The sequence below is a fragment of the Paenibacillus sp. FSL P4-0176 genome (genome assembly GCF_037975265.1).
GTDB lineage: Bacteria > Bacillota > Bacilli > Paenibacillales > Paenibacillaceae > Paenibacillus > Paenibacillus amylolyticus.
This window is the reverse complement of record NZ_CP150242.1, coordinates 3,469,157-3,491,785: the sequence shown is the minus strand read 5'-3', so window position 1 is coordinate 3,491,785 and position 22,629 is coordinate 3,469,157. Positions and strand designations below refer to the sequence as shown.

Here is a 22,629-nt window from a genome sequence, read left to right as displayed (position 1 = left end):
TGTTTTAAAGTGTTCGTATTACCATTTTCCTGCAACACGATCCTTCACAACGTTGGTAATGGTCGCTTCATAACCAGCTTTGTCCAATTTGTTCAATTCAGCCATGTAGGCATCCCACAGCTTATCAAAATTCGATGGTGCTCCCAAGATCATTTCCGGTAAGTATTTACGTTGCAGATCATCCGATTTGGTGGTGAAGATCTGTTCAGGTGATCCTTGTTCAAGGGCGATGGACCATGCGGGGAACCATGGCCGCTCTTCCGGTTTGTTAAATAATTCACTAAAGGTTTGGATACCGTAGGCTTCAAGGAATTTCTTATCTCCCTCGGTGTAAGATGCAGCGGCCACTTCCGGCTGGTTGCCAGGGCTATAAGCGTTACCATCGGTTAGTGTAGATTCACCGCCATATTTCGGCCAGTCTGTCCCAAAGTAGGTGAACCCGAATTTACGGCTGAGCTCCAGATCATCATGAGCCTTGCGTTGATCTTCATTTGCATAATAGAATCGGCCCTTTTCATCCACACTGTACGTCTCATCCTTGATTCCCCATTGCACCAGAACCTGATTCTCTTCCTTCAGCAAATTATCAAAATATTTGATGATACGAACAGGGTCTTTGGCATTCACCGAGATGCCTGTTGCATAGTTGTTGACAAAGCCCGGAGGATCAACATACTGATCCTTAATTCCTTCATCAAACACAATCGGAAGTGGTGCATAACGTTTCTCATCAATGCCTGCCGAGAGCAGGTTTTTCGACGCATCTCCAACCTGCCAGCCATAATTGAAGTATCCTAACACACGACCCGAAGTCAGCTTGGCCAAGTACTGGTCTTTGTTCATCGTAAAGGATTCCGGATCAAGCATGCCTTGAGCATTGATTTCATTCAACTTCTGAATCCATTTTTTCTGGGCATCTGTTCCTGCGACAACTTTCGCCTCATGGGTAGTCATGTCGACCATGACACTGCCATCGTTCGGATAACCTGCCAGATGCATCGCTGGATTTTGCAAGGTGAAGAAGTTATTGGCCACACCCGCAAGTGACACAAATCCAATCGTCTCTGCACCGTCGACAGTTGGATGTTTTTCCTTATAATCCTGAATCAGATCAAAATATTCATCCAGTGTAGTGATCTTGGGATAATCAAACGCTTTGAGCACAGATCGTTGAATCCAGAAAGCTCCTCCGCCCACATTTGGACTACCTGAATACTCACCCTGATTAGCCGTATAAGGCAGGGCATAGATTTTACCGTCTTCGGCATTTTTCATTTTATCGAAATATGGTCCATACACCCTTTTGATATTAGGACCGTATTCCTCAATCAGATCATCCAGCGGAATATAGGCACCTGCATCCAGTAACTTGGACATCTCACCACTGGAGCTAATGACATCAGGATAGTCTCCACTGGCAATCATGACACCGGCTTTTGTAGCACTATCACCTACCAGATATTCCAACTTCCAGTCCACACCCGTCTGCTCTTGCAACGCTTTACCGATGGTAGTTTCGCTTGCCAGAACATCCTTCTTGCCTGGAGAGAACATGTAATACGAGAACGTGACTGGACTGTTCTCATCATCACCTGTGGCTGAAGGCGCTGATGACGAACTGTTCTGACTGCACCCAGCCAGCAAAGCTGTTAGTAATACAGCTAAACCCGCTGTTCTAAATTTTGGCTTTAACATGTGAATATTCCCCCGTTCCGTGTTTTCTCTTATGGATTACACTCACCATTTGCCAGCTACACGATCCTTAACTGCCTGTGTTATCGTAGCTTCGTATGTTTTCTTGTCGAGTTGATTCAATTGACTCATATATTCATTCCATGTGTTCTCGAAAGTGGAAGGCGAATCCATAATCATTTTGGGTAAATATTTCTTCTGGAGGTCTTCTGCCTTGGTGATAAAAATCTGTTCAGGAGAGCCCTGCTCCAGTGCAATAGACCAAGCAGGAGACCAAGGACGCTCATCCGGTGTGCTGAATAGTTCTGTGAATGTCTCCACACCATATTTCTCTAACAACAGCTTGTCACCGTCCGTGTAACTAAAGGTAGCCACTTCTGGTTGGTTGCCCGGTCCATAGGCGTTACCATCCTCCAGCACGGAGTTATTCCCGTAACGAGGCCAGCTGTAATTAAAATAGTCAAAGCCGTATTTACGACTTAATTCTGGATCTTCATGTGCCTTGCGTTGGTCATCATTTTCAAAGTAAAAACGACCCTCATCATTCACACTATACGTCTCGTTCTCAACACCCCATTGAACCAGAATCTGGTTTTCTTCCTTGAGCAAATTATCAAAATATTTAATAATTCGCACGGGATCTTTGGCATTTACGGTAATTCCGACACCGTAGTTGTTCACAAAACCTGGCGGGTCCACATACTGGTCTTTGACACTGTCATCAAATACGATCGGTAGAGATACGTATCGTTTATCGTCAATACCAGCCTTCTTGAGGTTGTTCGTTGCGTCTCCAACTTGCCAGGAGTAACTGAAATATCCCAGCACCCGACCGGACGTCAACTTGGCGAGATACTGATCCTGGTTCATTGTGAAGGATTCTGGATCAAACATCCCCTGTGCGTTAACCTCGCTCAGCTTCTGAATCCATTGTTTCTGATAATCAGATCCGGCTACCAGTTTGGCTTCATGACTCTGCATATCCACCATCACACTGCCATCGTTTGGATAACCTGCCAGATGCATAGCCGGATTTAGCAGGGTGAAAAAGCTGCCCGATTCACCAGCAAGTGTGGCGAAGCCGATGGTTTCTTTTCCATCGATCTGCGGATGCTTTTGCTTGTATTGCTCAATCAAGTCAAAATATTCGTCCAGCGTTTTGATCTTGGGATAGTTAAACTCTTTTAACACAGCACGCTGAATATAAAAGCCGGTCTGGAAATTAGGCTCTGACACATAACCGATGTTGGCAGTGTATGGCAAGAAGTATATCTTTCCATCCTCCTGTCTGAATTTGTCCATATAAGACCCGTATACCTGCTTGATGTTAGGCCCGTATTGATCGATCAGTTCATCCAGCGGGATAAAAGAACCTGCATCCATCAATTTGGCCATTTCACCACTGGAGTCGATGATGTCGGGGTAATCCCCACTCGCAATCATTACACCTGCCTTGGTTGCACCGTCGCCCACCAGATATTCCATCTTCCAGTCAACGCCTGTTTGCTCCTGTAGCTTCTTGCCAATGGTCGTGCTGCTTGCCAGAATGTCCTTCTTGCCACCGCCAAACGTGAAATATTTAAAGGTGACCGGGGTGTTGTCATTACTGTCAGGATAAGAGGCTTCCGGGCTGGCTTTATTACAACCTGCCAGGGTTACAGCCAGTAAAATGGCCAGACCTGTTATAATGTTTTTTTTTCTAAACATGTAGCAAATGCCCCCTTAAAGTATTGTTTGTGTCTTTAAGCCTTCTCAATATATCAAGATAGCGCTTTCAAAGTTACCCATGAAAGTGTACCTCCTACTTTGAAAAGTATATCCCTCGTATTTAGTCGCCTGGCATGGCTGATGGATCAAGTGGAAGCTTAATTTGGATATGCGTACCTTCTCCTTCCCATGTCTGGATGTCGAATGTAAAGTGATTTTTATAACAAAGTTTTAAGCGACTATACGCATTTTTCATGCCAACATGCTCTCCCATATCGGTGTTTTGATCCAGGTAACTTAACAACTCTTCCAATTTTGCTTGTGACATCCCTATACCGTTATCCGTTAGTCTGATATGGAGCTGGTCATTTTCCATTGAAACAAAGAGTTGAATGATGCCTACACCCGGAGATGACTCAATTCCATGAATACTTGCATTCTCAACAAAGGGAAGGATAACCATCTTGGGGATTCGGTACATCAGTACCGCAGGATCTGCCTCAATGGTATATTGGAGTTTTTCTCCAAAGCGGTATTTCTGAATTTGCAAAAAACTCTCGATGAGTTCCAATTCTTCCTTCACTGTCACATCATTCTGATTCCAACTAATCGACTTGCGAAACATCTTGGCCATGTTATGCACGATTTTGGCAGTCTCTTTCTCACCTTTGATGAGGCTCCGCATACGTACCGACTCCAGCGTATTAAACAAAAAATGTGGGTTGATCTGACTATGGAGCGCATGAAGTTGTGCTTCCTGCTGCTTCAACTCCAGGTCTTTCTTTTGGATGTCGGCGAGATATACCTCATGAATCAGGTTATGGATCGTCTCGGTCATTCGATTAAATTCCATCGTGAGTTGACCTATTTCATCTCTTGCATCTTCAGGCGGAATCGTCTGGAAATTCTGTGTTTTTACTTTTTTCATATGTTTTAGAATACGCACCAGCCTGACATGGATGGATCTGGACATCGCCGCGATGATAATAGAAGGCAGGACAAAATTAATGCAAGCCAGCCATACGACGAAGGAACGGGACTTCCGCACCTCCTTCAACACAATTTCTTCATCCATCACTCCATGCAGGGACCACCCTTCCAGATAGTTAATACCTGTATACGTAATCTCAAAGGGAATCATTTTGTTTGGAAACTGGATCTCGCTGTAACGTTTCCCTATCTGAGCTTCTTCTGCTGTAGGATCATTTGAAAATTGGATGTGTCCCCCCGGATCAAGAAGATACACTTTTCCATCAAATCCGCTGTTGTGAAAATACTGCTTGATCATATCCATATTCAGGTCAATTTTAAGTAACTGCTCTCTCCCCCCAGTGTCCAGATTGTCGAGCCTTTGAACCAGACTTAACATCTGATCCGATGAGATCAATGCCGGATAAGGGGCGGAGTATGCCTGAAATTGAACGTACCAGTCCGAGTTGCGGACATCGTCAGTTAAACGATCAATATAACCGGAAGATAAAATGGTAGAATTATCGGTATACACTTGATACCAGCGAATCCCCTGATTCATTTGCCCGGAGAATTGCCCTTTTAGATAGGAATTATAAGCGTCAATATACTCAAAATGACTCTGAAATGAACGGGAGATGGTGTCATTGAATACAGGGTCAGTATATAACGAATAAGAGAGGCCGACGCCCTGATCAATGGTTACCCGCAGGTCATTCTTCAGATTGTTCAGTGCCATGCCGGCATCACGAGTTTTCTGACTGCGAATATTGGCAGATGTGACATTGTAGAACACCACATTGGTAACAACGATGGGAATAAACACAGATAAGACATACATAAGCAGTAGCTTATCTCGAAGCTTCATGTAATTCAGGTTCCATCTTGGCATTGTGCACCTCGCTGCTCATTTCCCATAAGGAGATTGCGATACTCTGTAGGTGATAACTTAACCAGTTTCTCAAACTGGGTTACAAAATAATCCGCATTCTGAAATCCTACACGTGCAGCAACCTCGTACATTCTCAGATCCGTCTGGCGCAATAACTTCTTCGCTTCATGAATCCGCAGGTTGAGCAGATAGTCATTGAAATATTGATTGTAGCTTTTGCGGAATAATCGCCCAAGATAAACGGGATTCATATAGAAGAGCGCAGCAATGCTTTTGAGATTGATGTTCTCGGTATAATTTGCATCAATATATCGTTTGATCTTGCTGATATCCCCTTTGGATCGTTCCATCCGCAGATGAGAGACATAATCCTCGGCTTCCTCCAGCGCGATGAGAAAAGCATCTTTCAATAGTCGTAAATTCCAACCTTCATGACTTTGTTGTGCCAGCTCCTTCAGTTGTTGCAACCCTTCATCATTACCACCCATTTCGTGGACCACAGCGAGAATACCCGTTATATAACGCAAAAGAGAACCCGATAAAGCCTGAGAAGAAAATCGATTCATATGAAACAATTTGAATTTCTCTTCTACAATCTTGTGGTAAGCTGACCTATTCCCCTCTTCCAGGCTCAGAATTAATTGATCCACCTCGTCCTGGTATACATTGAAAACAAACAGTGGTTTGTCCTTGATTTCCGTATAACGTACGACACCACCAGTTTCAGCATATTTATGCTTGGCTGCTTCTTCAGCCGCCATAAGGGATTGTGTGACATCACCAATTTCTTTGACGAGTGTTCCTGCGTAAAGACCGATATCCAGGTTGAACCTTTTGCTCAGTGTTATATGAATATTATGCAGGTTATCCTGTAACGCCGAGTCTCCTTGATGATGATCAGGCCACAACAGTAATAAAGCAAACGTGCCGCGTTGTTGCTCACTGATGAACATTTTACATAAATTACTCTCCAGAGAATGTACTGCTTCACGTAGCTGTTCAATCGTAATTTTAATTGCATCTAATCCGGTCTGAAGTTCAATCAAAGTTATGAGCAGACTGGAGTTACGATTGATGCCAAGCATCTCGGCATATCGATGTTCATCCTCCTTCTGTACATGGCCTTTGATCACATCCTCCAGCATGATGTTACTGGCCTGTCCCTCAGTCCAAAGAATATGTTTTCTTTTATTGCAAATCAGATTAGCTGACTTCTGCAACGTCGCCGTCAATTCTTCATCATCAATAGGCTTCAGGATATAGTCATGAACACCGTACCTGATTGCCTGCTGTGCATATTTGAAGTCATGATAACCACTGATGATAATGAACACAGGTTCCAGATGTGGTATTTTCTCTACGGCACGTATCAGTTCCAGTCCATCCAGGATTGGCATACGGATATCTGTTATAATCACGTCTGGTTGCAGGCATTCAATCAGATTTAATGCCTCTACACCGTTCTCTGCCTCTCCGATAATCTCCATATTAAGATCCATCCAATTTATGAGTTCATACAGCCCCTTTCGTACATACATCTCGTCATCTACCAGTAATACTTTTAACATCCTTTTGTCCCCTTTCCTCCAACGAAAATAAACCGCCGGTAGCATGTCTCCCTATCGGCGGCATCAAATATGGTGACTGTTGTAGTTATTGCATAATACATTCATTCATGTCGTGCATAATCCCAATAGTCGCCAACGAGGCCTTCAATGATCGATCCACTGGCCCATGGCATCAGGCAAAACCAGGTGCTGGCTGGTGTACCATCCGCATATTTTTCAGTGACCAGTCCTTCCGAATGACAGAAGCGTTCAGACATCCATCCTTTTTTGCCATAGCCGAATTCTTGATCATAACGATTATAGGTCTGACAACCCCACCCGATGGTGTCCATCATGCTAGGATGGTTACATTTTATAGGTTCATGTCTGCAATTTCATTGCACAAACGGCTATATTTATTGCGCGAAACGATAAGGAGGTCATATATCTGATATGACCTCAGAATACCTGTTTGATCCAATCCAGAATGAGCTGTTGTTATCTTCGTCGCTAGTCGCCGTATAGAGCTGTCGAAATCTTATTTGCATTGAGCAAAAACACGCCAACTCTTGCCTAAATCTTATCTCAGCAAATAAAAAGAGCGAATTCGCACGACAGTTTTGTCAGCCGGCATTCGCTCAGGTAATCAGTAAGTTCTTATTTGTTATTCCAGTCGTATCCTCTTAGTTCAATTATTGAATTGGGGCCAGGAAAGGTTAATTCTATCTTTTGGTCCAGATAGGATACGGTTACTCTTGATTCTGCAATAGAGCGAATTCTGGTATTGAATAGACGACCATTATTCCATTCCAGATCTATTTCAAATCCGCCACGAGCCCGAATACCACGAATATATCCTTTTGGCCAAGCTGATGGCAAAGCAGGTAACAATCTGATTACTTCGTTATGACTCTGAAGAAGCATCTCTGCTATACCTGCAGTACCTCCAAAGTTCCCATCAATTTGAAATGGAGGATGGTCACAAAACAGATTGGGTAACGTGGAGGAACGTAGAAGTTCCACGATGTTATCGTGTGCAAGTTCCGACTCCTCTAATCGTGCCCACATGTTGAGAATCCACGCCCTGCTCCATCCTGTGTGTCCACCACCGTGTTCCAGTCTTCTGTCGAGTGTTACTCGAGCTGCCTTGGCGAGATCAGGCGTTGATTGCAACGTAATTTGCGTTCCAGGATGCAAAGCGAATAAATGGGAAATATGTCTGTGACCAGGTTCCAATTCATCATAATCGTTACTCCACTCTTGGATCTGACCATGTTTTCCAATGGAGGTCTCCGGAATTTTGGTTAAAGCACTACGGAGTAATTCTCCGAATTCCTGATCTTCTCGCAAAATTTGGGTGCTTTCAATGCAACGCGTGAAGAGTTCTCTAATAATCTGATTGTCCATTGAAGCACCAAAACATAAAGCTCCCGACTCTCCATTATCTAATATATAGCGATTTTCCGGTGAGGACGAAGGACATATCACCCAATTGCCGGAAGGATCCTCGATTAGATAATCCAGAATAAAGATAGCCGCATCTTTCATCGTGGCGTAAACTTTTTTGAGAAATTGAACATCCTTATTGTATTCATAGTGGTCCCATAGATGTAATGAAAGCCATGCTCCCCCCATGGTCCAAAACGTCGATGTCATGCATACATCCTGCGGAGCAGCGTCTGCCCAGATATCCGAATTGTGATGAGCAACGAACCCTTTGCATCCATACATGGTTCTAGCGGTTTCCTTTCCCCGGACTTGCAGTCGATCTATAAAATCAAACAATGGAACGTGACATTCAGACAGATTGCAGCTTTCTGCAGGCCAGTAGTTCATCTGTGTATTAATATTAATCGTATATTTGCTATCCCATACAGGAAGCATGTCTTTATTCCATATCCCTTGAAGGTTTGTCGGTAAAGAACCTGGACGGCTGCTTGAGATAAGCAGATAGCGACCAAATTGAAAGTATAGACTCATCAGTTCTGGATCATGCTTACCAGCTCTAAGCCGCTCAAGGCGCTGATCGATTGGAAGTTCGGAACATCTCACATCTTTATTTTTATCTTCGAGATGTATATCCATCTTTTCGAATAAGGATTGATAGTCCGAGACATGATCGGCGAGCAGTTCGCTATATGGCTTTGTTGAAGCGGCCTCAATTCTTCGGAGGCACTCCGCTTCAAGTTGTTCCTTAGGTACTCGGAAATCCGTGCAAGCCGTGATTAGAATAGTCGCTGAATTACCATCTTTCAGAGAAAGCTGGCCGCTTGAATAATGAACCTGCCCTCCTTCAGATATAAGGCGAATCGCACAACAAAAACGGATTCCTTCTTCTCCCCCACTTCTTCCCCGGATGATCAAGTCATTCGTTCCACGCTTCTCGATCCGGTCCAGATAGGATTGGAAACCAACAGGATGCTTAAGAATATCGGAATAGGATGTTGATTCCAGAACGGTTCCCCTGCCAAAAACAGTGGAGAAAGATAACTTTCCAGGCACGCTAGATTTGAGATGAACAACGAGCACTTGATCCGGGTAGCTAGCAAAATATTCTCGGCTGTAAATGGATTGATCTGCGGTATAATTCACGTTTACCTTGCCTTGTTCCAGATCGAGATGTCTTTGATATCCATTTGGTTCATGTTCACTGTGATCCATAGCGATATAGAAGTCCCCTAATGGCTCATAATGCCTTTGCCCGTCAGGAACACCTACCAGAGTATCTGCTGCGAGTTCTTCTGCTTCCCTAATCTTACCGTCAAAAATCAAGCTTCTGATCTGAGATAAAGATTCAAGTGCTTGAGGATTATTCCGCTGCATCGGACCACCATACCACAGACTATCTTCATTAAGCTGAATTCTCTCGATCTGTGTTTTTCCAAAAATCATGCCTCCAAGAGTTCCATTTCCGATAGGTAATGCCTCTTCCCATGTTCCAGCAGGTTGATTAAACCAGATATTTTTGGTCTTCACGTTAAAACCTCCAACGAATTATAATTCCTCATATTTTCATGTTTAGTGTGTTCCGTTTGTATGTTCTTTCAGTGTACTGTAATCTCTTAAGCATCTAAATGAACAAAATTAACTTGAATTATCACAATCTTATCCCAGCATTAAAGATGTAATCGTGAATTCCGAAACTGACAGTACAAATTCTTGTTCCGGGCAAGAAAATATAGCTATTGGCAATAAAAAAAGCCGCTATAATAGCGGCTCTGTTTCGTTCATTTATTTAGATTACGTTAATCTTGGCATAAGTTATAAGATATTTCGCTCCATTTGTTGCATGAATTGTCTCAATATCAGCCGATCTTCCGAAGAAATGGATTGAAGTAGTTTCTCTTGTTGCTCTCTCCATTTATGCTCAACCGGTTTTTCTAATTCTTTGCCCTTATCGGTTAGAAAGATACGCATGATCCTTGCATCCTGTACATCACGTTTGCGATATATAAATCCGTTCTGTTCCAGTGATTTGACCATGTTTGTAACCGTTGGTGGTTCGCATTTCATATGTTCACTTAGTTGCATCTGGGTTACCCCATCACCCAACCACAGCCGATACAACAAATTATCTTGTCCTACATAGAGATTAAGTTCCCGAAGAGATTCACTATAATTTCGTCGCATTTGGGAGGAAATTCGATCTAAAGACTGTCGAATTTCACAATCTACTGTATCTGTCATGAACGATCCCTCCCTAACATCCGAATTATATTTAGCAGACTAAATGTATCATGGAGATATACAGGTGTCAATTCACCTTAGTGTCGTCTTTAAGGGCCTTTTCCTATCCAAGTTTCACCCGAAAGATTGGTTTAGTCCTTATTTTTTGGCAAAACCTTGCTTGTTCAAATAGGCCATCATTTGCGGTTGGATACTTCTCTCGAGGTGATCCTGGATATGGTCACTCCATCCTTTTACTTTTTTTACGGTGAAAGGGGCTCTCGTCGGACGATTTTCATAATACTTCAGCATGGTCTCATCATAGATTGCTAATTTCTCTTGATCCATTGGTTGGTATTGATTATCAAGCAATACCATGGATTGAGGGAGTCGAGGTTTCAGTTCCGGCTTATCTCCAGCTGGATTACCGATACATAACCCCACCAGAGGGATAACATATTTAGGTAAATTCAATGCGTCAGATAGTTCGCTAATATTAGCTCTGACCGCACCAATGAACACTCCGCCAAGTCCCAGCGATTCAGCCGCGGTTAACGCATTTTGTGCCATCAGGCCAGCATCGAATGAACCAATCAACAGAAATTCAATATATTCAATATCCACATCCGGAGCGATTTCATGATTTCGGTTGAAATCTGCACAGAAGATCCAGAATTCGGCCGCTTCTTCAATATAGGGTTGATCGACACACAGATGTCTGAGTTTTTTTCGAAGTACTGGATCTGTGATGCGTATAATGGATACCGCCTGCAGAAGACTGAACGATGAAGTTTGATTTGCTGCCTGAAATATTGCATCTATTTGTTCCTCAGTTAGGGGTTGAGATGTGTAAGAACGAAACGATGTATGGTTATGAAGCAATTCAATTGTGTTATTCATTAAAAAAATCTCCTTTATTCGTTGATTCCATGTTCCTGCAATCCGTATTCGTAAGGAACGCCCATATTCTCGCGTAGTGTTTTTCCTTCATATTCCTTATGGAACAAACCGCGTTCCTGCAAGATAGGTACTACCTGATTCACAAAATCTGCAACGCCATCAAAAGATACATCGGGCACGACTGAGAATCCGTCACATGCTTCAGCCAAAAACCATTCTTCCAAGAAGTCAGCAACCTGTGTCGGGGTGCCTGCAACAACCGGATGATAGTTGATGACCCCGTGAGCGAGAACATCCCTTACAGAGAGTCCTTCTTTTAATAACTTTAAGGCTCTCGGAGAACGTGGGTCCATGGGGTTGGCATATGCATTTTTCAACAAGTCTGCCGCTAAAGGTTGATCTATATCTACGGAGTTTACCGATAAGGGTAAACCAACCATGGATCCGAGGTAACTTACCCTGCTGGGGATTTCCTGGGGGTTAAAGCTCATAAGCTGTTTCCGACGATCCAGAGCTTCTTCCTCCGTTGAAGCCAGAGAAAACATAAAACCAGCAAACATTTTGATATCATTGGGGTTTCGACCAAAACGGGCAGCACTTTGCCTTATCGCTTGTCTGTGTTCCAGGGCAGAAGTAATATCATAAGGATTGGCGTACACTCCGGAAGCATATTTCCCAGCTAATTCTAATCCTTCACCTCCTCCCCCTGCCTGGAAAATCACTGGCTGCCCTTGCTCAGAGGGCGGAATGGGCAAAGGACCACGAGATGCATAATATTGACCCTGAAGGTTAATAGGCTGGATTTTGTCCATATCCGCAAATTCCCCTACTTCTACATCTAACGTCCAAGCGTCTGGCTCCCAACTCCCCCACAAGGCCTGAACAATTTGTATGCTTTCATGTGCCTTGTCATAGCGTTCTTGGCGATTTTCAACCCGGGCACCGAAATTAGCCGCCGCTAGGGGGTCGGATGTGGTAACCGCATTCCATCCCACACGTCCATGACTGATAACATCCAGTGCTTTGAACTGACGTGCAATGTTATAGGGATAGTTAAATGTTGTAGAGAGTGTAGCCACAAGCCCAATGTGTTGTGTCTCTCTTGCTACTGCCATCAGTGCCAACATGGGGTCCATAGGAAACATAGGCGTCTGTGGGCCTAAATTATTGGATAATGCTGGAGTGTCAGCGATGAAAATCATTTGAAACTTTCCTTGTTCAGCTAATTTAGCCCGTTCTACATAACTATCCATATTGGTGTAAGCTGCAGGATCCGTGCCAGGCATTCTCCATGCGCTAAATTCGGCACCATAACCCGAAACCATCTGTAAAGCCAGTTGCATTTCACTTCTTTTTTTCATAACGATTTTCTCCTTCGTTCTGGACAGGCACAGATATTTGTGCCCTTACTATAGCGTGAATATATTTAGCATGCTAAGTATATGGATGGATCAGATTTTGTTCCGTTTAGTGAGGGTTATAGATATTGACGTTCACCGGTCTGGGCTGATTTCTCGACGGCATCCAGTAACTGATGAAGTTTCACCGCATCCGCGAAATTAGGTGCTAAGGTAGTACCTTCTTGAATATCTTTGGCAAACTTACGATAAGCCTGAGCCATGTTCAGAACAATTCCGGAGTCGTTATATAGAGAATGTGGAGCCGAGTAATAGGCATCGGGAATGGGTAGTTCACAAAGCTCGTTGTCCGTAGATCCTGCACCGCGTAAATGGTGTGATCCGAATTGAATGGATGCAGGAGCGCTCAGAACAATCGTGCCATTGTCTCCGAAAATTTCAAGTGTGAGTCCTGTCTGATGTTTGACTCCACCTTGAATATGAACGCTGGCTGCTGCCCCATTAGTCAATTTCCCTGTAATCATGATCTGATCATCCGTTGTTTTCTTGATGACTTTCTGAATATCTACCAATTCAACTTCTGAAAACTGTTGAGCTGTGGTGGCAGACAATTCTGTAAAGTCCCCAAGCATGAAAGTGAAGGCATCCAGATTATGTCCACCTACAATGGTCAGCAAGTTCCCTCCAACTTTCCGATCAAACAAGTACGCACTCGACTTATCACCAACGCCACCCATGCCATCAATGGAGATCTTCAGGTTGGCAGACAACACTTTACCGACATAACCTTCTGCCAATATATCTTTTACATATTGAACGGCCGGGGCTTGTCTTGCCTGTAATCCAATCGCATTTGGCAGTTGTGCGGACGCTATCCATTCCTGCATTTCAAGCGCTTCCTCTGTATTCGACCCCAGTGGCCATTCACAATAGATTGGTTTGCCAGCAGGCACGACGGCTTTAACGGCGTTATAATGTTCCTTGACATTAATACTGACAACAACCATATCCACATCAGGATGCTGAGCCAACTCCTTCATATTGTCAAAGCCGTGATCTGCATAGAAAGCTTCTGCGCTTGCCTTTGCACTCACCATATTACTTGTCCCAACCGCTGTAAGCTCGAACTCATCCAAATGCTGAATAGCTGGAATATGTGTTCCACTCGCCCACCCGTTATTAATGGATGCCCCTATGATACCTGTACGAATTTTTTTGCTCATTGTTAAACATCTCCCTTGTTAAAATTTACAGTATGATCGAATATCAGTTTGTCTCCAGCCCTTATCAGTCACTCATTTCTATGATATATTTATTTAGCTTGCTAACTATTCAATCGAGATAACATTAATTATTCTTTCATACTTTAGGTAAACTAAAATTGTTTTGGTGTTGACACCATCATAGGTGTATTTGTTTTATTAGCAAAGAGGGCAATTTAAATGAACATAGTACATCTTTATGTACCTTTGGATCAGGAGTGATATGAATGAGAGTTTGCAACGAAGGTTTTGAACAAGAGTTTATAGATGGAAAAAGTGACATGTACGCCATAGCTTTTACTCAGAATGTCCTTTCTGGGCGTTGGAAATATTTTATCTTATGGTACCTAAAAGACGAAACACGGCGATATACGGATATCAAAAAATTCCTTGGAGATCTGTCTCAAGGCTCCCTTACAAAGCAGCTTAAAGAGTTGGAGAATGATGGTGTTATTCAACGTGATGTATATCCGGAAGTTCCTCCGCGAGTTGAGTATTCGTTAACAGACAAGGGAATGAAGTTACTACCGATCCTTGAAAAGATGGAGGACTTTGGAAAAGAATACGGCTAAGCAACTTAATTGAAATGGATAGCTTAACCCAAAAAAGCCGCAATTTAGCGGCTCTTTTACTCTGAAAAATTTCTATTCTACTTTATAATCAGTAACTACATCAAATTCTCCAATAATATTGTCTCCTTCTACATCATACAAATGAATCGTTCGAACAGTACCATTCACTTGTGTTTGTGCCAAGACTTCTTCGATGGTAGTGATTTTAGGTGTAAGATCTTCAGCTTTTAGATAACCCTCGATTCCATTGGTGCCAATTGCAGCAATCAAATCGGGTTCAACCCCAATGATTGGTTCAGATAATGCTGAGCCATAGGTATCGCCCTGTGAATTGACATCATATTTAGTTTGAAGCAATAATTCGTGAATCGTTTCCGATGTTTCAGTGTTGTTTTCAAATAAAACATTTGATGAATTTACGTTCGATAACTTTAAGTTTGGCGATTTGTATCCAGTATAACGAGTGTATCCATTCCCATTATAGAATTCACCAACGTTCTGAGCATAATACGTCGTTTTAGTCGTTATTCTTGGAGAGTAGACAAAAAAACTAGAGGTTTTCGACGTATTATATGTCATGGAACTTGAAGCTGTTAAGCTTCCGCCAGATGTGTACAATCTAGCCATAGCTCCCATATATCCATTTGGAACACTTGCTGAAGCCTTCACTGATGCAACGGCTTCAGCAGTCGTACCTGTAGTGAAATTTCGAGTCCATACTTCAGATGTGAAAGTGTACGTGTGTCCCTTAATTTTGGGTGTACTATACGGTGAAGATGCAGTATTAGCCAGGACTGTTGAAGATGCCAAAAATAACGATAGAATACAAATCATTACCGTACTAACTTTCTTCGTTTTTCTCTTATTCATAGTTTATCCTCCTCATAATAAAAAATATTTGGATTATAGTTTCAATCTTTAATCCCTCTCTGTAAATATATTAAATTTATTGTAATAATTAGATTTATTTTCCTTTTATATCATAGCACTGTTCCAGTTTTTTTGAAATAGATTCGCTAGTTTTCTTGCCTTAACATCAAAGACATATTTTTGACACCTTGCTCCGTAATTCACGAATCGCTCCTTTTCAGCTCTGCCATTCGATGTGGGTCTCTTCCTTATGGCTGGATGTCTTATGATATATTATATTAACAGGCATCGAGCACATCCATGGTTAGTAGCAGTTGTATCAGCTCTCATATTGACTATTGTAGAGTGGATCGCCAAAGATTACGGAAAAGTGTGGTATTTTAATAGATGGTACATCATCTGGTCTTACGCTTCGTATTTTAAACCTATGGTTATGGCGTATGTATACAGTTTGATCTTCTACAAAATGTTCAAACCACGTAACCCTTCATAAAGTATGTATTCTCAGCCAGCATAGGCAAATCAATAGGTTTCCATATTACTTATCTTTGTTAAAGGGGGGATGATATGTTTTTCTTCTTTTTCTTTCTGTTGCTTGGAATGATTGGTTTATTCTTTGGGGTTAGAGCACTGAGACGACCTAATTCATGGCCTTTTAATCGTACGAAGGATGAACTTCATGAATACGATATGATGGGCATCAAGTTTAGAGGCGTTTTTCTCCTTGCTTTTGGTACTGTTCTGACTATCGCCTCTTTCAGACTTCTTCTTATTTAAAATCCAAAAAAGCCGCTAATATAGCGGCTCTCAATCGGGCCTTACTCTGGTCCCGCTCAATATCGTGGTATCAACATTAATCTATGGTTTAATAGTAGCTTGCTGACCATCAGGAGCCACCGACTTATCGTTCGTCTTCACACCCCTGCGCTTCTTGTACCCTTTAAATATGAAATACCCCACTATGATTAAGATAATCGGCATTCCGTACAGTAATAGAATATAGAAACTGAACAGCAAAAGTACGATTATCGACCCATCTATTACATTCAATATGCACACTCCTTTATAAGTATTACTGGCTGAATGATTACTACATTACTCAATAACTACTCTCTCATCTTCATATGTAAAAAAATATTATTCATAGAAAAAATGTATTTTTTCTTATGTTAATTGTATAGACAAATAAAGTTGCTATTATAGCAACTTTATTAAAAGACATTTTTAGATTTCTTAAGCATTTTCAGGTTCATAAATTCCGTAACCATTCTTGCCATTCTTTTTAATCTTGTACATAGCTCCATCCGCATGTCTCAGAAGTTCGGAAGGCTCCTGTCCATGCTTGGGAAATAGGCTGATACCAATACTCATCGAAAGGTTGATATAGTTTCCGGCAATTTTGAAATGGGTACTGAATGCAGCTTCCAATCTTTTGGCGATGACTTCAGCATCGTGATCATCTTTCAGATGGCTTAAAATGATGAATTCGTCCCCGCCAAGCCGAGCTACAGTGTCCGCACTTGGAATTGTTTCACTTAATCGCTTTGCCATTTCCAGCAACACTTGATCGCCAACATGGTGTCCATATGTATCATTCACTTGTTTAAACCCATCAGCATCCACAAACATGACGGCTAGTTTGTTATGGTTTCTTTTGGCATTACTGATGGCCCAGGCAAGACGGTCATTATAAGCAAGACGATTAGGCAGACCGGTAAGTGGATCATGCAAAGACAAATGCTTGCTGATTTTCTCGGAGATTTTGATTTTGGCGTACTCCGTCTCCAGTTCTTTGATCAGATTTTTAAGTTTATATACCCTGGTATTGGTGTTAGTCATGTCAGTAATCTGAATAAGGGCGTAACTCCGATCTTCATGATAGAGCGGTTCAACATGCATATTTTGTCTGAATAATTGTTCATCCTCTCCTTCATTAGGAAGAATGAACGCCTTATGTAAAGCGCTTGAGCAAAATCTGCTCTGTCCATGATACAGCGCATTTTGCAAAATATTTAAATACATGTTCGACTTAAACCGTGGGCAGATCTCAAGCAGATTCAAGCCTACTACCTCTTCTACATTCTTGCCAGTAAAGCGCTCCAACCAGGCATTCCACACAACAATTTTTAAATGCCTGTCCACGATCATTATTCCCATATGGGCTTTGTTCAAAGCTTGTGAAATAAGATTATCCATTGCCCGCCTCCAACAAAGCGTCCATTTTGGCCAGCAGGCTCGATATGGAGTTCATACTCAGTGCTATGACAATGATACCTGTCACATCCGTATCGGCAAGTAAAAACGAGGTATGTAAAACCAGGACATAAACTTCATTCTGAAGCAATATTTGTTGATCGGAATTGGTGACATAGATCAGTTCAATATCAGGCAGGACGTATTCCAGTTTGATCTCCAGGAAGTTACCGAATTCTCCAATAATGGCGTTAAGCAGGACATTGCTAACTTCCTTCAAAACGTCCAAATCCGTGTCCATCAGGTTCGGATCGTTCGATATAACGCTCTCACCCAGTTCTCCAAGACAGATGTTTGCCAATACTTTAGCCTGCTCAACAGGAAACATCAGAAATGCTTTTCCCTGAAATTCGTATCCAAACTGTAAAGATGACCTAAACAGGTGACCTTCACTAAAGAAAATATTGTATCTTCGATCTCCAGGATCAACATCGGATATGGAGATTAGTTCCACTTCCGGAATATTCAAAACGATACGCTTGTCTACAATCTCTGACAACATGTTAGCCGCTTGTCCCACGTAAACGTTCACTAGTTCAGTAAGCAAATCCTTCTGTAAATCATTCAGCATGATAGGCCGCCTGAATCAGTTGAATCATGGTAGTTGCCTTCTCTGCGGTTAACGGTTTATTCAAAAAACCAGAAATGCCTAACATTTCAACTTCATCCCTAGTTGTCTTCTGAATATCTGCAGATAAGATAATAATTTTGACATTGCTATCCGTTTCTCGAATCATTCGAAGCATTTCTTGTCCGTTCAAACCAGGCATCAGCAGGTCGGTGGTTATAAAATCAGGTTGAAATTCCTTGAATAGGTTGTATCCTTGCTCTCCATTGTTAGCAATCTGAATCTCGCATTCTGGAATATGATCAACAATCAGCTTTGTAAGTAATTTCTGTACGAAAATGGAGTCTTCCACGATTAATACTTTCATTTTCTCTTCAGTCTCCTTGATAAAATGGTAAGAGCTCGGGATGGTCAGGCGCTGTGGACAGTTCTTGATATAGGGCTTTCGCGCGCAGTGGCACCCTGAAAAGAGACTGACTGGTGAATCAAGTAAATATAAATTATAGTAACTTTAATTTAATTGTCAACAACATTATTGAATAAGTTCGATTCGTGTGCAATTGACATACTAAGGTCCGCCGTTTAAAAAACATAAAAAAACGGTCACCTAGTGACCGTTTTTGATCGGTTATCTGGAACTGCATTAAGTTTACTCTTTTACCCCTCCAAGCTGCAAGCCATGAACGAAATACTTCTGCAAAAATGGATATACAACTAAGATGGGTAATGCGGCAACAATCGTAATCGCTGCCCGAATAGATACAGGTGTGACCATGTTACGCGCAGCACCAAGATCTGCACCATTGGCAACGGCTGCACTGCTGTTGGAATTCATAGAAGATGATAATAGTTTCATCAACTCATATTGCAGCGTGCTCAGGTTTTGTTTGGAAGATGCATACAGAAACGTATCAAACCAAGAATTCCATTGACCGACTGCAATGAACAGTGCAACAGTAGCGAGAACCGGTTGGCACAGCGGTAGAATAATGGAAATGAATGTTCTGAAATCTCCAGCACCATCAATTTTGGCGGATTCGATCAATCCCTCGGGTAGTGTCTGGATATAGGTTCGAATAACAATCATATTAAATGCACTGATCAGCCCAGGAATAATGTACACCAGGAAGTTGTTTAACAAATGCAAATCTTTCATTAGGAAGTAAGTTGGAATAAGACCTGCACTAAAATACATTGTAAGAACAACTGTAATGGTAATGGGCTTTCGTAATATATAATCTTTTCGGCTTAGTGTGTAAGCCAGCATGGAGGTTAAGAATAGACTTAAAACTGTTCCCAAAACCGTTCTCGCCACAGATATACCAAAGGCGCTGAAGATGGTCCCTCCTGCAAATACTGCTCTGTAGTTTTGATCTGTCCATACCCGAGGCCACAGATAAATCCCACCCCGGATGGTGTCATTACCGGCATTGAAAGATACGGCGAGTGTATTCACAAACGGATACAGGGTAACAATCGCGATTGCGATCATCAGTATACCATTTAACGTATGGAAGACAATCGGTTCAAGCCGAGATTTATTGATTCCCATCTCTAGTCCCCCTTATATTAATCGGTCTTCCCCGAGCCGTTTGGAAATTGAATTCGCCGCAAAGATCAGCGTGATACTAACTACTGTTTTGAAGATACCTGCCGCAGTAGCCAAAGAATAATTCCCGATCTGTAGTCCGTATTTCAGGACAAATATATCTATCGTCTGTGACCAGTCGACAACCACACCATTACCTAACAGATACTGAACCTCGAATCCAGCTTCCAAAATCCAGCCCATATTCATGATCAGCAAAATGATAACAATGGATTTGATTCCGGGTAAGGTCACATACAGCATTTTCTTATATCGGTTCGCACCATCAATCTCTGCCGCTTCATAGAGGGAAGGATCGATAGACGTGATGGCCGCCAAATAAATAATGGCATTCCAGCCAACTTCTTTCCATACATGGGATGCGCCTACAATGCCCCAGAAGTATTCCGGAACGCTAAGCCACATGATAGGTTCTTGAATGATATGCAGCTTCATGAGTACCACATTCACAATCCCACCATCTACAGATAGTGAACTTGCTACGATACCTGTCACAATAATCCATGAGAGAAAGTGAGGTAAATACGATATTGTTTGAATGGTTCGTTTATATAACTTATGTTTGATCTCATTAAGTAAAATGGCAAATATAATTGCTGTCGCAAATCCGAGCACCATATTGATGACGCTCATCGCAATGGTATTACGAAGCACGTTAAGAAATGCATCGTCTGTTAACAAAAACTTAAAGTGTTTGAGCCCGACCCATTCCTGCTGCGTGAAACTCTTCGCAGGACTGTAATTCTGAAAGGCCATAACCCAGCCCCAAATGGGATAATACGAGAATACGAGAATGTACGCAACGATGGGCAATGACATGAACATGAGTTGTCTTTGTCCGCGCAATCGTTTTAACAGTGGTGCTTTGGGAACGACTGTACTGGTGGTTTGCTCTGGTATGGCTCCAGGCGTGTTCGCCATCTTTCACTCCTCCTATTGGCTTGCAGCGACTTTAAGGATGATGTCCCCGGAAGGCACTCGCCTGAGTAATCCTTTGGTTGATACCTTCCGAGAGAATCATTGCCGCATTTTTTTATTTAACAGACCAGTTCTCGATTCTCCATTTCAGTTGATCATTAATTCGATCTTCATAGGATTTAACATCGATCTTCTTGTAAGCGTCTACATATTCAGTCCAAATGTTATCGAACTCATTCGGTTTTGACATGATTGCTTTAGGCAAGAATTTCAATGAAGTGTCTGTCATTTGTTTGTTCGCTACCGCAGCATCAGAGCCTTCTTTCAGATCGACCTGCCATGCTGGATAGTACACTGGATTTTCTGGTGCAGGAGAGAAGAAGTCACTCCACGTTTTGAAGCCGTATGCATCCAGAAGTTCTTTATCTTCCGGTTTGAGGTTGTCATAGAATTCCTCAGGTTGGTTGATCGCTCCAATTGCATTGCCATCTTCAAATGTTCCTTCAAGCTTCGGTGCAGCAGCGTAGAAACCTTCAGCTTTGTTAACCAATCTCCATGCTGGATCATCCTGCTCTGTCCGTTGCTCTGGTGTACGATAGAATCTTCCCTCTTCATTCACTTGATAGTCTACACCCTCTTCACCCCATGACAAGAGCTTCTGGTACTTCTCGTCCATAAGCTTATCGAGGAATTTGATGAGTGCGACAGGGTCTTCGGCATCTTTACTGATACCAAAACCATTGTTCAAGTTAATGACCGGACGATCCAGATAATGATCTGTGATACTTGTATCATAGACAAGCGGGAAGCCTACGTATGTCTGGCCAATTTTCCCCTGTGCTACGAGTGGGTCTTCGCCGGCTTGGAAATTCCAGTGCTGGTCGAACATACTAAGCACACGTCCCGAAGAAATTTTGGCCAGATATTGATCGTAGTTCTGAACAAAGGCTTCTTTATCCAGCAATCCCTCGTTGTACAGATTGTTTAGTTCCTTATAATACCGTTTGGAGATATCTTTGTCGGCAAAAACGGTTGCGACTCCACTATCATCTACGACTACGCCCCCGTCGTTGGGGTGACCCGTAAGATGTTCAGGTGGGTTAAGCAAAGGGAACGTCCGCCAGTCTGAAGCCAATGTAGTGAAACCAATCGTTGGTTGACCATCAATAGTTGGATTCTTGGCTGCATAATCACGGACCAACTTTGTGAAATCATCCAACGTTTTAGGAGTTGGGTACCCGGCATCCTTCAGTATGGACTTTTGGATCCAGAATGCAGGACCAGAATAATAGTTACTAATGAACTCTCCTGTATACACTCCATAGTTAGGCAACCAGTAAATATGTCCGTCACTGGAATCTTTCATCCGGTTCCAGTCTTTACCGAAATGTTTCTTCAGATTAGGTGCATGCTCTTCAATGAGATCTTCGAGCGGAATAACCGCACCCGCTGAGACCAACTTGGTGTCTGCTGTGATCAGATCCGGGAAATCGCCCCCGGCAATCATAACGCCCAACTTCTGTTGAAGATCACCTACTAGAAACTCCATCTCAAGATTAACGCCGAGTTCATCCTGAATCTTCTTGTAGATTCGGTTATCTTTAGCTGGCGCCTGATTTGGCGTTCCGATAAAGGCCGAGATGTTCAGTACCTCTTTCCCATCCTTTGTAGTCGCTTTCTCATTGTCACCGCTGCATCCTGCCAGTGCCAAACTCAAAGCCAGAACGAGTGATACGGAACCCCAAAGCTTCTTTTTCTTAAGTCCCCCCATGTACTTGCCCTCCTTGGAAGTGGTATGTCTTACTGTTTTTAGTATGAAGAAATGTATGCGGTTACAAAATATATA

At 42.5% G+C, this 22,629-nt stretch carries 18 protein-coding genes; 1 reads left to right on the top strand and 17 read right to left on the bottom strand.

From position 1 onward, the window contains the following. Positions 1-18: 18 nt before the first annotated feature. The 10 genes from MKY95_RS15870 to MKY95_RS15825 all read right to left on the bottom strand — a co-directional run bounded on the left by MKY95_RS15870 (position 19) and on the right by MKY95_RS15825 (position 13,954). The gene (locus tag MKY95_RS15870) at positions 19-1,695 is read right to left on the bottom strand and encodes an ABC transporter substrate-binding protein (protein ID WP_076317883.1); all 1,677 of its coding nucleotides are present in this window, start codon (positions 1,693-1,695) and stop codon (positions 19-21) included. 42 nt (positions 1,696-1,737) lie between these two features. After that, a complete protein-coding gene (locus tag MKY95_RS15865) occupies positions 1,738-3,399 on the bottom strand; it encodes an ABC transporter substrate-binding protein (protein ID WP_076317884.1) in 1,662 nt (553 codons plus the stop codon). Between the two features lie 121 nt (positions 3,400-3,520). Next, positions 3,521-5,260 carry a sensor histidine kinase gene (locus MKY95_RS15860; protein ID WP_076317885.1) on the bottom strand — a complete coding sequence of 580 codons (1,740 nt, stop codon included), beginning with the start codon at positions 5,258-5,260 and terminating at the stop codon, positions 3,521-3,523. Continuing rightward, the gene (locus tag MKY95_RS15855; RefSeq protein WP_076317886.1) at positions 5,242-6,828 is read right to left on the bottom strand and encodes a response regulator; all 1,587 of its coding nucleotides are present in this window, start codon (positions 6,826-6,828) and stop codon (positions 5,242-5,244) included. Before MKY95_RS15855 ends, MKY95_RS15860 begins: the two co-directional genes overlap by 19 nt. A gap of 101 nt (positions 6,829-6,929) precedes the next feature. Further along, positions 6,930-7,163 (bottom strand): hypothetical protein, encoded by a 234-nt coding sequence (locus MKY95_RS15850; RefSeq protein ID WP_256721215.1) that lies wholly within the window; start codon positions 7,161-7,163, stop codon positions 6,930-6,932. 301 nt (positions 7,164-7,464) lie between these two features. Next, the gene (locus tag MKY95_RS15845; RefSeq protein ID WP_076317887.1) at positions 7,465-9,783 is read right to left on the bottom strand and encodes a glycoside hydrolase family 95 protein; all 2,319 of its coding nucleotides are present in this window, start codon (positions 9,781-9,783) and stop codon (positions 7,465-7,467) included. Positions 9,784-10,068: 285 nt separating this feature from the next. Continuing rightward, positions 10,069-10,494 (bottom strand): MarR family transcriptional regulator, encoded by a 426-nt coding sequence (locus MKY95_RS15840; RefSeq protein ID WP_036671145.1) that lies wholly within the window; start codon positions 10,492-10,494, stop codon positions 10,069-10,071. Between the two features lie 138 nt (positions 10,495-10,632). Then, positions 10,633-11,373, bottom strand: coding sequence for an oxygen-insensitive NADPH nitroreductase (gene nfsA / locus MKY95_RS15835; RefSeq protein ID WP_036671143.1), 741 nt, complete (start codon positions 11,371-11,373; stop codon positions 10,633-10,635). A 14-nt stretch (positions 11,374-11,387) separates the two neighbouring features. Then, on the bottom strand, positions 11,388-12,734 hold the full coding sequence (locus MKY95_RS15830; RefSeq protein ID WP_076317888.1) for an NtaA/DmoA family FMN-dependent monooxygenase: 1,347 nt from the start codon (positions 12,732-12,734) through the stop codon (positions 11,388-11,390). A gap of 116 nt (positions 12,735-12,850) precedes the next feature. Further along, complete coding sequence (locus MKY95_RS15825; protein WP_076317889.1) at positions 12,851-13,954, bottom strand: Gfo/Idh/MocA family oxidoreductase; 1,104 nt, start codon at positions 13,952-13,954, stop codon at positions 12,851-12,853. 266 nt (positions 13,955-14,220) lie between these two features. Between MKY95_RS15825 and MKY95_RS15820 the strand changes: the two genes are divergently transcribed. Further along, entirely contained in the window at positions 14,221-14,565 is a 345-nt protein-coding gene (locus MKY95_RS15820; protein WP_074095086.1) for a helix-turn-helix domain-containing protein, read from the top strand. A 72-nt stretch (positions 14,566-14,637) separates the two neighbouring features. Here the strand turns inward: MKY95_RS15820 and MKY95_RS15815 are convergent, their stop codons facing one another. The 7 genes from MKY95_RS15815 to MKY95_RS15785 all read right to left on the bottom strand — a co-directional run bounded on the left by MKY95_RS15815 (position 14,638) and on the right by MKY95_RS15785 (position 22,554). Then, entirely contained in the window at positions 14,638-15,435 is a 798-nt protein-coding gene (locus MKY95_RS15815; protein ID WP_076317890.1) for a peptidase, read from the bottom strand. Between the two features lie 1,233 nt (positions 15,436-16,668). Beyond that, positions 16,669-17,631, bottom strand: a complete 963-nt coding sequence (locus MKY95_RS15810) for a sensor domain-containing diguanylate cyclase (protein ID WP_036615852.1) — start codon at positions 17,629-17,631, stop codon at positions 16,669-16,671. Then, a complete protein-coding gene (locus tag MKY95_RS15805; protein ID WP_036615855.1) occupies positions 17,624-18,259 on the bottom strand; it encodes a chemotaxis protein CheC in 636 nt (211 codons plus the stop codon). Before MKY95_RS15805 ends, MKY95_RS15810 begins: the two co-directional genes overlap by 8 nt. Continuing rightward, positions 18,249-18,623 carry a response regulator gene (locus tag MKY95_RS15800; RefSeq protein ID WP_036615858.1) on the bottom strand — a complete coding sequence of 125 codons (375 nt, stop codon included), beginning with the start codon at positions 18,621-18,623 and terminating at the stop codon, positions 18,249-18,251. Before MKY95_RS15800 ends, MKY95_RS15805 begins: the two co-directional genes overlap by 11 nt. Before the next feature lie 282 nt (positions 18,624-18,905). Further along, positions 18,906-19,808 (bottom strand): carbohydrate ABC transporter permease, encoded by a 903-nt coding sequence (locus tag MKY95_RS15795; protein WP_017688457.1) that lies wholly within the window; start codon positions 19,806-19,808, stop codon positions 18,906-18,908. 12 nt (positions 19,809-19,820) lie between these two features. Continuing rightward, a complete protein-coding gene (locus MKY95_RS15790) occupies positions 19,821-20,786 on the bottom strand; it encodes an ABC transporter permease subunit (RefSeq protein ID WP_036615861.1) in 966 nt (321 codons plus the stop codon). Positions 20,787-20,898: 112 nt separating this feature from the next. After that, the gene (locus tag MKY95_RS15785; RefSeq protein WP_036671131.1) at positions 20,899-22,554 is read right to left on the bottom strand and encodes an extracellular solute-binding protein; all 1,656 of its coding nucleotides are present in this window, start codon (positions 22,552-22,554) and stop codon (positions 20,899-20,901) included. Positions 22,555-22,629 lie beyond the last annotated feature (75 nt).

Coding starts and splice junctions, on each gene's coding strand:
- MKY95_RS15870 (WP_076317883.1), bottom strand. CDS start 1,695: ATGTTAAAGCCAAAATTTAGAACAGCGGGTTTAGCTGTATTACTAACA.
- MKY95_RS15865 (WP_076317884.1), bottom strand. CDS start 3,399: ATGTTTAGAAAAAAAAACATTATAACAGGTCTGGCCATTTTACTGGCT.
- MKY95_RS15860 (WP_076317885.1), bottom strand. CDS start 5,260: ATGCCAAGATGGAACCTGAATTACATGAAGCTTCGAGATAAGCTACTG.
- MKY95_RS15855 (WP_076317886.1), bottom strand. CDS start 6,828: ATGTTAAAAGTATTACTGGTAGATGACGAGATGTATGTACGAAAGGGG.
- MKY95_RS15850 (WP_256721215.1), bottom strand. CDS start 7,163: ATGATGGACACCATCGGGTGGGGTTGTCAGACCTATAATCGTTATGAT.
- MKY95_RS15840 (WP_036671145.1), bottom strand. CDS start 10,494: ATGACAGATACAGTAGATTGTGAAATTCGACAGTCTTTAGATCGAATT.
- nfsA (WP_036671143.1), bottom strand. CDS start 11,373: ATGAATAACACAATTGAATTGCTTCATAACCATACATCGTTTCGTTCT.
- MKY95_RS15830 (WP_076317888.1), bottom strand. CDS start 12,734: ATGAAAAAAAGAAGTGAAATGCAACTGGCTTTACAGATGGTTTCGGGT.
- MKY95_RS15825 (WP_076317889.1), bottom strand. CDS start 13,954: ATGAGCAAAAAAATTCGTACAGGTATCATAGGGGCATCCATTAATAAC.
- MKY95_RS15820 (WP_074095086.1), top strand. CDS start 14,221: ATGAGAGTTTGCAACGAAGGTTTTGAACAAGAGTTTATAGATGGAAAA.
- MKY95_RS15815 (WP_076317890.1), bottom strand. CDS start 15,435: ATGAATAAGAGAAAAACGAAGAAAGTTAGTACGGTAATGATTTGTATT.
- MKY95_RS15810 (WP_036615852.1), bottom strand. CDS start 17,631: ATGGATAATCTTATTTCACAAGCTTTGAACAAAGCCCATATGGGAATA.
- MKY95_RS15805 (WP_036615855.1), bottom strand. CDS start 18,259: ATGCTGAATGATTTACAGAAGGATTTGCTTACTGAACTAGTGAACGTT.
- MKY95_RS15800 (WP_036615858.1), bottom strand. CDS start 18,623: ATGAAAGTATTAATCGTGGAAGACTCCATTTTCGTACAGAAATTACTT.
- MKY95_RS15795 (WP_017688457.1), bottom strand. CDS start 19,808: ATGGGAATCAATAAATCTCGGCTTGAACCGATTGTCTTCCATACGTTA.
- MKY95_RS15790 (WP_036615861.1), bottom strand. CDS start 20,786: ATGGCGAACACGCCTGGAGCCATACCAGAGCAAACCACCAGTACAGTC.
- MKY95_RS15785 (WP_036671131.1), bottom strand. CDS start 22,554: ATGGGGGGACTTAAGAAAAAGAAGCTTTGGGGTTCCGTATCACTCGTT.